Source organism: Moorena sp. SIOASIH (assembly GCF_010671925.1).
In the GTDB taxonomy this organism is placed as follows: domain Bacteria; phylum Cyanobacteriota; class Cyanobacteriia; order Cyanobacteriales; family Coleofasciculaceae; genus Moorena.
The window spans coordinates 907,756-921,495 of the sequence record NZ_JAAHIH010000003.1; the positions used below are offsets into that span (position 1 = coordinate 907,756).

The window sequence follows — 13,740 nt, forward strand, 5'->3', positions numbered from 1 at the left end:
AAAATTGCTATAATTTTTATTTGATTCCCACAGTTTGAGGTAAACCTTGAAAACTGTTGCTGTCTTTTTTGAGGAAGCAGGCACCTTTGCCTACCCATTTACTAAAAAAAAGTACATACGACACATTGCCCAACTTGGTGAAGCAATAGAAGCTTGTGGTGCCAATTTTCGTGTTGTTCGTCACCAATCTTCCTATCTAGGGTCAGGACAATTTTCCCAGAGTTGGGAATTACGAGATGGAGAAGTGATAGAAACCGGTCCTGTCAAAGCTGATGTCATTTTCGATAAAGGATTGTTTAGCTCTGATGGAACTATCCCAGTTCTTAACTGTCAGGAAATTAACGAAATTTGCACCAACAAATATAAAACCTTTCAGTTGTTCAGTGACTATTCTCCCCAAACCTATCTTGTTAACAGCCAAGAGGAGTTTTTTGATGCACTAAGTAGTATACCAGGACAGTATAAAGTTGTCAAGCCAGTAGATGGTCTTGAAGCCAGAAATGTCCACATTGGAGACGATGACTTCTTAAAGAAGCAGGATTGCCCCTATCCTTTTTTAGTGCAAGAGTTTCTCGATTCACGCTCAGGTATACCCGGTATTGTTGATGGTGTCCATGACTTTCGTGTAGCACTCCTCAACGGGGAAATTGTTCACTCTATAGTACGTACTCCAGCTTCAGGCAAATTAGTAGCATCCGTGACTGAAGGAGGCGAGATGCGTGTTGTAGAAATAGAGCTTATCCCTAGCACTGTCTTAGATCTAGTCGAACAAATTGAAAAACATATGGTACAGTACGGTAACCGGTTTTATGGCATTGATCTTGCCCTAGTTAACGGTCAACCGAAAATCATCGAGCTTAATTCTCGTGTTAGCATTTGGGACAATCAACAACATGAAGTATTCGCTAGCACCAAGAGGAAACTTGCCGAGGTTTTAGTAGCACTTTGATAGTTGGGTAGGGTGCGTTAGGGACGGGCGAGCCCTCATTTTATGCCTCGTCGTCACCGTCGGGACAGCATCTCCGAAAATTGTAACGGGCAAGATGCCCATTCCACCCACCGGGTCAAACAGCTTTTAGGATATCCACCCTTATCAATTCTAGCAAATCACCAATTTTACCAAATATTAAATTATGATCGAGTTTGAAAAAACCATCAACTTAACTGTTGATAAACTCCTTAACTATTTGCAGGAAAATCAAAATACCGACACCAAGGTAATAGATTACAAAAGCCCTCAAACCCTTAAGGAAAAACTCGATTTAAGCTTACCGGAAAACGGAGTTCCCTTAGCGGATTTAATTCCGATTATTGAATCGTACCTCGACCACAGCGTGCGGACTAGTAGCCACAAGTTTTTCAACCAGCTTTGGGGTGGATTTGAGATAACTGGATTATTAGCAGAAATGGTAACTAGTACTGCTAATACTTCTATGTATACCTATGAAGTTGCTCCAGTAGCTACCCTGATCGAGATTAAATTGATTGAGGCTCTCAACGACTTGATCGGTTTTCCTCAAGGTGAGGGGTTGATGGTGACAGGAGGGAGTAATGCTAATCTGATCGCCATGCTTTGTGCGCGACACAAACTCCTACCCGAAGCCAAAAACAAGGGATTGGGAAATCACCAGCTAGTAGCATTCATCTCCGATCAGGCTCACTATTCCTTTTTCAAAGCCGCAAATTTGTTGGGCATGGGCATAGACAATGTAGTCAAAGTCAAATCCGATGGCGATCAGCGCATGTGCCCGCAACAATTAGAAGCTGCTATTCAACAAAGCCTAAGTGAAGGAAAAACACCTTTCTTTGTTACAGCTACTGCGGGCACTACCGTTGCCGGTGCATTCGATCCGTTGCCCTCAATTGCAGAAATTACCAGCAAATATGGACTCTGGCTACATGTGGATGGGTCTTGGGGTGCTCCGGTTTTGTTCAGCAACCAGCACAAGCACCTGTTGCAAGGTAGCTCCTTAGCAGATTCTTTTACTTGGGATGCTCACAAACTCATGGGGGTGCCCTTGATTTGTTCAGCTATTCTGGTTAAACAACCAGGGACTTTATTGGAGGCTTGTTCTAGTCAAGGTACCCACTATATCTTCCACGATGATGAAGATAGTGCCTATAATCTGGGAACTATGTCCTTGCAGTGTGGGCGGAAAGTAGATGCCCTTAAGCTGTGGCTAGCCTGGAAATACTACGGCAAAAATGGTTATGAAGCACGGGTTGACCGCTTGTTTGAACTCGCCAGCTACGCGGCGGATTATATTCGCAATTGTGAGAATTTAGAATTGATAGTTAAACCAACATTTTTGAATATCTGTTTCCGCTATAATCCCAGGAATAACAGTCTGTCTAATCATGGTTTAGATCAGCTGAATCTAGAGATACGTGATCAATTAATGCGCTCCGGTCAAGCATTAGTCAATTACGCTCACTATCAAGAACAGATTCTAATTCGCTTGATTCTCACCAATCCAGACATTAACGAAGCAGATCTAGATAGCTTTTTTGCTAACTTTATCAAAATTGGCGATAGTTTATTATAGGAGGTACGGAAGAGCCATAAAAACAAAAAAAATCTGACGAATCTATAAGCGAACGCCAGCATTTCAATTGTAAAGGTGTAAAAATCAGCTAGAGAATGGTAAAGATAAAATATCTTATCTCATGCTTCTGTTTTGTCTAAACAAACATTAGTCTAAACAAACATTGGAATCCGTGTTACTAAACTACTGAATACCAAGATAGTACTCCAGATAAGGCGGGGATAAAGACCCATCAGCTTAGCTATCCTGACGACCTGGTGGCTAACTAGTTAATAGTAATAGATAATAATAGATAAATATTAAGGTAACAGTAATTTTTGGTTAAGGATGAATTATCGAATATGTTCGGCCAAGGCAATTCGGTGTAGGGTAAGATTAAAGACTAACGATGTTCCCCTGATAGCTTTACCAAAAATCCCCGATACCCGCCCCGTCTCTTTAGAGCGGGTCAGAAGTTACCGTAAGAATAGTGCAGCCAAAGCAAGTTGGTAGGCTATGCATCAAAAGTGACAGATCTTGTTGTAAGGCTGCACTATTCTAAGGTTTCGTCTCCGGGATGAAGGGTCGCAGCGGTCTTTAGCCGCCGTGAAAAAGATTTGATTTTGATTTAAAAGATTATGCTGAGTATGTTAGAGTAATGATATAACATAAGATGTCGATTTCTGGTGAACATAATAGAGTTTAAGGCATACGGTAAACCCCTTCAATATCAAGCAATAGACGAAGCGATTCGGACGGTTAAGTTTATCCGTAATAGCTGTATTCGTTTATGGATGGATAATAAAGGAACAGGCAAATACGACCTTAGCAAGTACTCAAAAATACTGGCTAAAGAATTCTCTTTTGCTAATGAACTAAACTCTACTGCTCGACAAGCTGCGGCTGAAAGGGCATGGTCATCAATTTCTCGTTTCTTTGAGAACTGCAAGAAAAAAGTACCTGGGAAGAAAGGCTATCCCCGTTTCCAGAAGCACTGTAGATTCGGCAAAGCCGACGCTGCGCGAACGGTTGAGTATAAACAATCAGGATGGAAGCTTTCTCCTGATAAAAAGTCAATCACCTTCAGTGATAAGAAGGGAATCGGAAAGCTGAAGCTCAAAGGTACTTGGGACTTGTGGCGCTTCGACAAGAAGCAAATTAAGCGAGTCCGTATTGTCAAGAGGGCGGATGGTTACTACGTTCAATTTTGCGTCTCTGTCGATGTAAAAGAACAATTAGACCCCGCCGATGCCACTATAGGATTAGATGTAGGACTAAAAGATTTCTACACCGATTCTAGAGGAAGTACAGAACCAAATCCTCGTTTTTATAGGTCTGGAGAAAAACGATTAAAGTTTTATCAACGCCGGGTTTCCCGGAAAAAGAAAGGCTCATATAACCGTAGGAAAGCCGTTAACAGATTAGGTAGACAGCACCTTAAAATAAGTAGGCAGCGTGTTGGCGTAGCCTGCGCGTAGCGCATAGAACATGCCAAGAGACTGGCACGTTGCGTAGTCCGGTCTAACGACCTGGTCGCTTACGTTCGCGCAGCGTGCCGTAAGGCAAGATTTAAGGATTAAAAACTTGGTTAAAAACCACTGTCTAGCTAAATCTATTAACGATGCAGGTTGGTATCAATTTAGAAAATGGTTAGAGCATTTTGGTGAGAAGTTTGGTAGAGTCACCGTTGCGGTAAATCCTGCCTATACAAGCCAGAACTGCTCCGAGTGCGGCAAGGTAGTTAAAAAGTCACTATCTACTAGGACTCACGTCTGTAAATGTGGGTGTGAATTGGACAGAGACCACAACGCCGCAATAAACATACTAAAAAGAGCCTTGGGTACGGTGGGGCACACCGGAACCTGGATCATAGATCCGAACTCTTGTGGAGGTGCGGCTCGTTCTAAGTAGGAGCCTCCAGTGATTGGAGGGGTATGACTTAGGGGATTCGCGGGAATTGTTCCCGAAATCCTAACTATTTATCGGATGGTGGTGAAAACCCACCCCTTGAGGAGACAAGTGACACCCTATCTGGCCACACCGAGCAAGCGGCATCTTGCAGAGTGACGCTGGCACCAGGGCGGAATTAGGGCTAAAGCAGATAGGCTCCCTACCGCTAATGGGAAGACGACACGGGTAGATTAACGAAAGTCCTTAAAAAGTGTCTAAAGAGTAAGCCGCAATCTGGGAACCACATGGTGCGGACGTCATCCTTTCATTCTCACAGCGTTCTTTCCACGATAGCTGTAAACTCCGAGAAGAGGATAGGCAAATTGGACTGCCCTAAATCGTCATAACAATCTGATCAATGGAACGAGTAAAAACGACAGCAATTATGGGTCTGAGGAATGGTCGAATCCTCGGTAAGTTATGCCAAATCTAATCCCCACTGTCGGGTAGGATGTGCTCGTAAACTGGGCACGGGTATCCAGAGTACACAAATTCTAGGAGAGTATGGGTAGACGCATGTCAAACAGATATAGCGACCTCTGGAAAAGTCAGAAGTGGAAGAAACTCCGCCAAAACCTTTTCCGCCTACAAAAACGAGTGTATAAAGCGGTTCGAGATGGTGACTTGAAGAAAGCGCGGTCTCTACAAAAACTGATTCTGAAATCCCGTTCAGCACAGCTTTTGGCAGTCCGTCAAGTGACACAACTAAATAAAGGGAAAAAGACGGCTGGAGTAGATGGCTTGTCAAGCCTCTCCTACAGACAGCGTGTCAAGTTGGTAGAAACATTGAACGATTGTGCCTCTGACTGGAGACATAACCGACTTCGTGAAATCCCTATCCCTAAAAAGAATGGGAAAGTAAGAATGTTGAAAATACCAACCATCGCTGACCGAGCCTGGCAATGTCTAATTAAATATGCCCTAGAACCAGCCCATGAGGCCACGTTCAGTGCCCACAGTTATGGTTTCAGAACAGGCAGATGCGCACAAGATGTGCAGAAACGCCTCCAACTACATCTGAAATCGGATGCTAAAGGCATAACAAAAAGGATTATCGAACTAGACATTAAAAAGTGTTTCGACCGTATATCACACTCCTCCATAATGGACAAAGTGATTGCCCCGGCAAAGATAAAAGTGGGAATATTCCGATGTCTAAAAGCCGGAATAAACCCAGAATTTCCGGAGCAGGGCACCCCTCAGGGAGGAGTCGTGAGTCCCTTACTAGCCAATATCGCACTTAACGGAATAGAAGAAATTCACCCCAGTCTGCGGTACGCAGATGATATGGTGATAATTCTAAAACCAAATGACAACGCTGAAAAGATACTGAATAAAATCAAAGTCTTTTTGGCAGAGCGTGGGATGGAAATCAGTGAAGAAAAGACCAAGCTAACTAAAACGACAGACGGATTTGACTTCCTGGGGTGGAATTTCCGCGTCCAGAAAAACGGAAAATTTCGGTCAATTCCCTCAGTGGAAAACCACCGAAATATACGAAAGAAGATTAAAGCCGTAGTCAACAGCTCGAATTTTGGTGCTGAAGTAAAAGCCCAAAAGCTAGCCCCTATCGTGCGAGGCTGGAGAAATTACCACAAGAACTGCGATATGAGCAGTTCCCGGGACTCCTTATGGTTCATCAACAACACTGCCCACCGAAAGTTCCGAAAGGAAAAGAAAGTAAGTCGGTATAGAGCTGATGAGCTATGCAAAAAGGGATTCCCGAAGGTAGGTTACAAACAAAACCAGCATGTAAATGTAAGGGGGACTAAGTCACCTTACGACGGTGACCTAGTCTATTGGAGTAATCGAAACTCACGATTATACTCTGATGCTACCTCAGAAGCCTTGAAAAAGCAGAAACAATCCTGTGGATTCTGTGGGTTGAAATTCTTAGAAGACGAATCTGTACACCTTCATCACATAGATGGAAACCACGACAATTGGAAACCTAAGAATTTATTAGCAGTCCACCAAAGCTGTCATCAACAGATACATTGGAGCACTCCGAAAGGAGAGGATATCTAGGAGCCGTGTGAGGCGAAAGCTTCACGCACGGTTCTGAAGGAGAGGTGCTCCCCTTAATAGGGGACATCGACTCTAACAATCGACCTCTACTCTTCCTGACTCCGGTTTGGTTGAGCAAGTTGGCTCTATGAACCAAGAATCCCCGCGTCTAATGACCGGGGAGTGTCAACGTCGGGTAGGATGAATTATTAATTATCAAGTCAAGGGTGAAGCGTGAAGGGTTCATCCTTCATCCTTAAAATTAGCGATTGTCAAGGTTAAGGACTAAATCAGACTTCAAGGTTATATCTAAATCTGTGTCAGGGTCGATGACAACTACTTCTACGTCTTCCTGACCTCCTGCAAGGAGAAGCTCTGTAACCAAACCGAGTCCAGCACCAGCTAAAACTTCCCAAAACTCAAGCTTACCAAAGATTTCAGAGAGTACAGCTCCAGCAGCTGCACCAATAGCAGCACCTTTGAGCAAATCGGGATCAGTGTTTTTGGTAATAGTTTCAGTTTTGGTGACAACCTCGGAGGTGGCATCAAGGGACAAGGATTGATCACTATCCCTGAGAATCAACTCTTCGGCGACAAACTGAGAACCTCCTTGAACTGGACGCACTTCACCTTCAATCTCACTACCTGCTGGAATTAGGAGGGTTCCTGAAAAGGAGACTACATCTCTAGCTACTATCACCGTTATCGGTAGAGTTTCATTACGAGTGACAATAACTCTCTTGGCGTCGTCGGATTCAACTGGTATCAAAGTCCCAGCAGGAATGATGACTTGGGTAAATTGAGCCAACTGTGGCTCGATGTAGAATCTAGACTGGGCAGTAGCTTGAGTCGCTATCAACATTGGTAACGCCACAGTTGAAGTGATCCCCAATGCGGTGAGTAGAGCGATTCTGGACTGCCAACGATGGGAAATAAACATTAAATATATCTTCCTTGAGGATGAGTATAAGCGATTAATTAGACTCAAAAGAGCATAGTTATGTTTCCCAAGGTGATCATGAACTATGGGATCATGAACGCAAGCGATCGCTAATTGATCAAAATTATGGGCAGGATACCCCACCTATACCCACCCGACCTTTAAAGCTGCTTGTCACCCCATCACCCCATCACCCCCATCTTCTGATCCCGGAGCGTTCGCGTAGCGTAGCCCTTCGGGCTAATCGCATCCTGTCTGTTTTAGAACCTAAAATTTTCAAACCTAAAATCTGTAGCATTAGGGTAAGATCAGGTTTTTGAGCCCCATAGAACTAAAATTAGGTCTGGGACTGCTAGAGCCACTGCGAGGTTTTACCATGAGTCTAGGCACATGGATTGGTCTACTTGCCTTTATCCTTTCGTTATACATCCTGTGGCAAATCCGTCAAGTACTGCTGCTGATATTTACTGCTGTGGTACTTGCCAATGCCTTAAATATCTTGGTGGAAAAATTCCGCCGGGTTGGCATCAAACGGCTTTTTGCTGTCTTGCTGTCAATTCTTCTAATGCTTGCCCTCACGGTAGGGTTTTACTGGCTAATTGTGCCACCCTTCGCAGAGCAAGTGCTAGAGCTGATTGATCAGGTTCCTAGGGGTATAGAAAAATTAGGTGAGTGGTTGGAGGTGTTGTCAGCGGATATTCCTCCAGATCTGATTACTTTCCCCGAGATCCAATTAGATCAGCTAATTCAACAGCTACAACCGTTACTTAATCAGTTATTGGGTGGTGGATTCTCCATTGCCTTTAACTCTTTGGCTGTCGTAGCCCAAGTTTTGCTGGTATTAGTTTTGACTATCATGCTATTGGCTGACCCCAAGGCTTATCGTCAAAGCTTTATACGACTTTTCCCGTCTTTCTATCGCCGTCGAGTTGATGAAATTTTGACTCTATGTGATCACTCTTTACGGGGGTGGTTAGTAGGCATTCTCGTTAACATTGCTGCCATTTCTGGCTTAAGTTTTGTGGGTTTGGTCATCCTACAAGTGAAACTGGCACTGGCACAGGCGGCTTTGGCAGGTATCTTGACATTTATCCCCAATATTGGTCCTGGATTGAGTGTAGTCCCACCGATTGCGATCGCTCTACTAGATGCACCCTGGAAAGCGATCGCTGTTTTAATTCTCTACATCATTATTCAGCAGGTGGAAAGTAATTTGCTGACTCCCCTGGTGATGAAGCAACAGGTATCCCTGCTACCAGCAGTAACCCTTTTAGCTCAGGTATTTTTCGCGACATTCTTTGGTTTTTTAGGTTTACTGTTAGCTTTACCATTAACCGTAGTGGGTCAGGTTTGGCTAAAAGAAGTTTTAATTAAAGATATCCTCGATCAATGGAAAACTAGTCCGATATCAATCAGAGATACCGAGACAGCGACAGAAACCGTTGCGATCGCATCACCAAATCCTGAATTAGCCAGCCCAACTACATCAAAGGATTCCCAGGATAGGACTGAATCAGACAATCACCTCAAATCCGACAAATCAGATCAGATAGATAAGGAGGAAGAGTAAACCTTCATCAGCCTTCAGCCGTTAAAACGCAAGCTATGGATTTTAACAACTGCCTATGATCACGCTCAGCTGACTGAGGTGAGCTAAGATACCACTGGCAAGTGATATTTTGGAAAACCTTTCTCCCCATTCCCAATCCCTATGCGAACCATTGCTCAAATTAATGACAAAATCGAGGGTAACTGTGCCGTAGTGTGGACAGTGGAAGAATTAAAAGCACGGGTGGCAGACATCGGTGTCACTCAGGCGGCGAAAGAAGTAGACATCATTACTACCGGTACCTTTGAGCAGATGGAGTCTTCCGGAGCAATCATGAATTTGGGACATACTGACCCACCCGTGAAAATACGCAAATGTTGGTTAGATGGAGTTCCAGCTTACACTGGCTTCGGAGCAGTGGATTTGTTTTTGGGAGCAACCCAAGTTGTTGACTACCCAGATAACCGTGAGATTCCAGATACCGAAGAACATAGGGAAAGGGGTGGTGGTCATGTCATTGAAGACCTGATTGCTGGGAAACCCGTCCACCTGCAAGCCCTCGGACAAGTGACAGATTGTTATCCTAGAGGCTCCTTTGAGACTACGATTACTAAGGATAGGATTAATCAGTTTTATTTATTCAATCCTCGCAATCTGTATCAAAACTTCATTGTAGGGGTGAATGGAGGCGATCGCCCCTTGTATACTTATCTGGGTTTGTTGCAGCCCAAACTCTCCAATGCGGTTTACTCTAACCCAGGAGCAATCTCACCCCTAATCAATGATCCCCAACTCAAGCTAGTGGGTATTGGCACGCGGATTTTTATGGGTGGAGGTATTGGCTATATTGCTTGGGAAGGGACCCAACACTTCCCACTGCAAAAACGCCTTCCCAATCAAACACCCATAGGACCAGCAGCAACTCTAGCTTTAATTGGAGATGCCAAGCAAATGAACCCGAAATGGGTGCGGGGTTGTTACTTTAAAAATTATGGCCCCTCTCTGATGCTGGGTGTGGGCGTACCAATGCCAGTACTGAATGAAGAAGTAGTGCAACGTTGTGCTGTACAAGATCAAGACATTGTTGCACCAGTGGTAGATTTTGCCATTCCTAGACGGGTGCGTCCAACCTTTGGGTTAGTCAGCTACGCTCAGCTGAAGTCTGGTCGAATCACTATTGATGGTAAATTAGTGCGTGTAGCTCCTCTTGCTAGTATTTTCCTCTCCCGGCAAGTTGCTATGGAATTAAAGCAATGGATTGAGAGTGGCAAATTTACCCTAACTGAACCAGTAGCACCAATTCCGATGGACCGCTCATTTCTACCTCAAGATCTATGGGGTTCTCAAATTAGTTTGGATTGATTTATTGACACTCCCCATGACTAGAAGGCAGGGGATTCTTGGTTCAACGAGGTTACTTGCTCTTCCAGGCCGGAACCAGAAAGAGTAGAGGTATCCTCTCCCCAAGCGTTAAATAAAGTTCCGGTGTGCCCCACCGTACTCAAGGCTCTAGTTAAGATATTTTTGGCAGCATTGTGGTCGCGGTCTAACTGACATCCACATTTACAAACATGGGTGCGAGTCGATAAGGATTTTTTGACTATTTCGCCACAAATATAACAATTTTGGCTTGTATAGGCAGGATTGACTGCAACAGTTATTCTGCCAAACTTTTGTCCAAAATATTCCAGCCACCTCCGGAATTGATACCAACCTGCATCATTAATAGACTTGGCTAGACAATGATTCTTAACTAGGTTTTTCACCGCTAAGTCTTCATAGGCGATCAGGTCGTTAGACCGAATTACGCAACGTGCCAGTCTCTTGGCATGTTCTTCACGCTGCCTACTTATCTTTAAGTGATGTCTACCTAGCCTATTAATTGCCTTCTTTCGGTTAGTTGAGCCTTTCTTTTTCCGAGATACCCGACGCTGATAAAATTTTAAACGCTTTTCCCCAGTCCTGTAAAACCTGGGATTTGGCTCAAAGTAGCCTTCAGAATCAGTATAAAACTCTTTCAATCCTACATCCAGACCAATAGTGTAGCCAGTAGCCTCTAGTTGCTCATTATTGTCTGTTTTGACACAGAATTGAACGTAATACCCATCAGCTCTTTTGATTATCCGAACCCGCTTAATAAGCTTTATATCCTGTCGCCATAAATCCCAAGTCCCTTTGAGTTTAACTATTCCGATCCCTTTTTTATCTGTAAACTTGATTGATTTTTTGTCTGGAGATAATTTCCAACCAGACTGCTTATATTCAACCGATCGAGAATACTTCTTGAAACGAGGGTAACCTTTCTTTCCAGGTACCTTTTTCTTGCAGTTATCAAAAAAACGCTTGATAGCCCGCTCTACGTTCTCTACAGAGGCTTGACAAGCATGACTATTGAGGTCTTTAACAAATTCAAACTCTTCCCTTAATTGAGTGTTGTATCGATAGAGTTCTTTCTTTCCTTTTCCACGATTGTCCATCCAGTACCGAAGTACCTTGTTACGGATAAAACGAGCCGTTCTAATGGCTTCATTTATTGCCAACTTTTGAGGCTCTTTTAGGACAGCCTTGAACTCCATAACCAACACTTAAAACCACCTCCTTAGTTCGTTGGCTTTACTTACTATTATAGTCGATATTTCAGGGCCAAAGTCCCGGACAGTTAGGGAATAAATTCCCTCAAAAGACGAAACCTTAGAATAGTGGAGCCTTTATAGTTGGCAGGCTATGCAGAAAAGGGTAAAAAACTTATTGATTAAGGCTCCACTATTCTTACGGTAACTTTAAAAGGCTAACCCCATGGATAGAATTAGAATCCAGGGGCTTGCGCCCTCAGGGTTTTCGGTCATTGGTCATTTTAAAATTGAAAACTGAAAATTGAAAAGTAATAATTACCAATTATCTTTAGCTTACTTAAGCTGTGAAATTTGCTCATCTAACACAGCTAATTTTGAGCGGAGTAGAGGATTGTCCTCTACTGCAAGGATTCGACAAATGCGATCGCGCATTTTTTCGTGGTGCCTGAGCATGGTGTCAGCGTCTGCTTGTAAGCCGTAGTGCCGCTCTTTAATTTGTGTCTCTGGCAAGCAGAAGAACACCCCTCCATCAGTTCGTTGAATACTGCCTTCAAGCAGGTCAAATATTCGTGCATTGCTAGTGATGGAGCCCTTGGAGTTTTCGCACCCGTATACATGAAGGCTCAAAAAGCAGGATTCTCCGGGGTTGCCCATCTGGTGAATCATATCGTCAGCTACCGCCTTTACCTCTCCAGAGCTATAGTCCAGCCGCTTCAGGGTTTGCAGCACTCCATCTGTTAAGGTATACACGTAGTGTTCCGCCTCGCCAAAGCACTGTACTGCTCCCCATTGGGCTGTGCCATGGTCATGAATCGTGCTGTAGTCTCCTGGAGCCCAAGACATCACCATAATTTCAAAGGAATCGCACTCGTACAGTAGCTTTCGACCGTAGCTGTCGGTGATGGGATGATCAAAGTCAGCCCATCCCATCAAATCTTCCGGTGAGATGCGTGCATCCAAAATGCACAGACGAGCAATTTTCGGTACCAATAGCGACTGACTTTGGATATTGCTAATTAAGCGCTGGATACTCTCGGGAAGACTTTTGTCGGATACAGAACTCGAGTTTGCCTGAATAATCTGAATCATTTTGCCATCCTCTAATTTTTTAAAAAACTTGATTCTCTGAAAATGGAGACTTAAAAATTGAAAATTAACAAAATCGGATTAACCATCCTACGAATGGATTAACCGAAATTGATAGTATTACTAGGTGGGAGAATGGTGTTAGGGTAATGGTGTTAGAGTTTACTATTCAAAGCCTAATCCCTAATACTTAATCCCTCATCCCTAGATTTACCTAACTAATAATTCCTCACTAGTTGACTTTACTGTATAAACCTTAAAGCTCTAGGCTGAGATAAAGCTGATAAATTACTCACTATCGTCTTAAAAAGACTGAGAACTATCTCAGCTTCTTTTGATTCAGGACACATGATCATTATTCCTCATATAACCAAAGATTTCTTCAAGCTATAGCAAGCCCGATTGAAACGCGAAAGAAATCCCTACCCCTCTTCGACCTCCTTCCCATCTTCCCATCTTCCCATCTTTCCATCTTCAAAACTCCGACACAGAGTGCTATAATTCAGGACGGTAAGGTAGGATATGGGACAAAACAAGCTGCATAATAACCATGTCGTGCCAGCGTCCCTTGAAAAACCCAATTTCTTTTTGAACACCTACAACCTCAAATCCAAATCGCTTGTGAAATTCAATACTCCCTTGATTGCAGGCCAAAATTTTAGCAACGACATGATGATAGCAAAACTCCTCAACTTTCTTGAGCAATGCTGTTTGTAAAATACTGCCGTAACCCTTACCAGTTTCCCCTAAAGAAAAATAAATCGAAATCTCGCAGCAAACACGGTAGCCTAAGCGAGGGCTATAGCGCTTGATGACACCCCACCCAATAATACAGCTTTCTCGTTCTGCAACCAGTATGGTTTCGCGATCGCCAAACTTATTCGCGAGTCCTTCCATGTCCTCAGCAGTATAAAATTGGCAATCCATCGTACTGTTCCCTGCAGCGATAGACTCGTTATAGATAGATGCAATTGCTTGGAAATCAGTATCTTTATATTGCCTTACCAGAATGTTGGGATGCTCTGATAAATCTGCACAGAAATTCTCTTGTTTAGTTGACATTTTTCTGCACTTATTTTTTTGCCCGTAATTATTTGCTCTCTCTCAAGT

9 protein-coding genes and 1 pseudogene are annotated in these 13,740 nt (G+C 43.5%); 6 read left to right on the forward strand and 4 right to left on the reverse strand.

Going from position 1 to position 13,740, the window contains the following annotated elements; genetic code table 11:
- Positions 1-46 precede the first annotated feature (46 nt).
- The 4 genes and pseudogenes from F6J90_RS19305 (at position 47) to F6J90_RS19320 (ending at position 6,503) form a co-directional block, all read left to right on the forward strand.
- Positions 47-949 (forward strand): ATP-grasp domain-containing protein, encoded by a 903-nt coding sequence (locus F6J90_RS19305; protein WP_293096899.1) that lies wholly within the window; start codon positions 47-49, stop codon positions 947-949.
- Between the two features lie 184 nt (positions 950-1,133).
- Positions 1,134-2,546 (forward strand): aspartate aminotransferase family protein, encoded by a 1,413-nt coding sequence (locus F6J90_RS19310; protein ID WP_293096902.1) that lies wholly within the window; start codon positions 1,134-1,136, stop codon positions 2,544-2,546.
- Positions 2,547-3,211: 665 nt separating this feature from the next.
- Positions 3,212-4,436, forward strand: a pseudogene (locus F6J90_RS19315) (transposase).
- A gap of 555 nt (positions 4,437-4,991) precedes the next feature.
- Positions 4,992-6,503 (forward strand): reverse transcriptase domain-containing protein, encoded by a 1,512-nt coding sequence (locus F6J90_RS19320; RefSeq protein ID WP_293091886.1) that lies wholly within the window; start codon positions 4,992-4,994, stop codon positions 6,501-6,503.
- 241 nt (positions 6,504-6,744) lie between these two features.
- Here the strand turns inward: F6J90_RS19320 and F6J90_RS19325 are convergent, their stop codons facing one another.
- The gene (locus F6J90_RS19325) at positions 6,745-7,566 is read right to left on the reverse strand and encodes a hypothetical protein (RefSeq protein ID WP_293096905.1); all 822 of its coding nucleotides are present in this window, start codon (positions 7,564-7,566) and stop codon (positions 6,745-6,747) included.
- A 232-nt stretch (positions 7,567-7,798) separates the two neighbouring features.
- On the opposite strand from F6J90_RS19325, the gene F6J90_RS19330 reads away from it, so the two are divergent.
- Together F6J90_RS19330 and F6J90_RS19335 are read left to right on the forward strand one after the other, a co-directional pair.
- The gene (locus tag F6J90_RS19330; protein WP_293096908.1) at positions 7,799-8,992 is read left to right on the forward strand and encodes an AI-2E family transporter; all 1,194 of its coding nucleotides are present in this window, start codon (positions 7,799-7,801) and stop codon (positions 8,990-8,992) included.
- A gap of 141 nt (positions 8,993-9,133) precedes the next feature.
- Positions 9,134-10,333, forward strand: coding sequence for a homocysteine biosynthesis protein (locus F6J90_RS19335; RefSeq protein WP_293096910.1), 1,200 nt, complete (start codon positions 9,134-9,136; stop codon positions 10,331-10,333).
- A 20-nt stretch (positions 10,334-10,353) separates the two neighbouring features.
- Here F6J90_RS19335 and F6J90_RS19340 read toward each other — a convergent pair whose 3' ends face one another.
- From F6J90_RS19340 to F6J90_RS19350, 3 genes are all read right to left on the reverse strand, one after another.
- On the reverse strand, positions 10,354-11,556 hold the full coding sequence (locus F6J90_RS19340; protein ID WP_293096913.1) for a transposase: 1,203 nt from the start codon (positions 11,554-11,556) through the stop codon (positions 10,354-10,356).
- Between the two features lie 321 nt (positions 11,557-11,877).
- The gene (locus F6J90_RS19345; RefSeq protein ID WP_293096916.1) at positions 11,878-12,633 is read right to left on the reverse strand and encodes a cysteine dioxygenase family protein; all 756 of its coding nucleotides are present in this window, start codon (positions 12,631-12,633) and stop codon (positions 11,878-11,880) included.
- Positions 12,634-13,125: 492 nt separating this feature from the next.
- Positions 13,126-13,692: a GNAT family N-acetyltransferase gene (locus F6J90_RS19350; RefSeq protein WP_293096919.1), complete on the reverse strand. Its 567-nt coding sequence runs from the start codon at positions 13,690-13,692 to the stop codon at positions 13,126-13,128.
- Between the last annotated feature and the right edge of the window lie 48 nt (positions 13,693-13,740).

Bases quoted from the DNA above. Each gene is read 5' to 3' on its own strand.
- F6J90_RS19310 (WP_293096902.1), top strand. From the start codon at position 1,134: ATGATCGAGTTTGAAAAAACCATCAACTTAACTGTTGATAAACTCCTT.
- F6J90_RS19320 (WP_293091886.1), top strand. From the start codon at position 4,992: ATGTCAAACAGATATAGCGACCTCTGGAAAAGTCAGAAGTGGAAGAAA.
- F6J90_RS19330 (WP_293096908.1), top strand. From the start codon at position 7,799: ATGAGTCTAGGCACATGGATTGGTCTACTTGCCTTTATCCTTTCGTTA.
- F6J90_RS19335 (WP_293096910.1), top strand. From the start codon at position 9,134: ATGCGAACCATTGCTCAAATTAATGACAAAATCGAGGGTAACTGTGCC.
- F6J90_RS19345 (WP_293096916.1), bottom strand. From the start codon at position 12,633: ATGATTCAGATTATTCAGGCAAACTCGAGTTCTGTATCCGACAAAAGT.
- F6J90_RS19350 (WP_293096919.1), bottom strand. From the start codon at position 13,692: ATGTCAACTAAACAAGAGAATTTCTGTGCAGATTTATCAGAGCATCCC.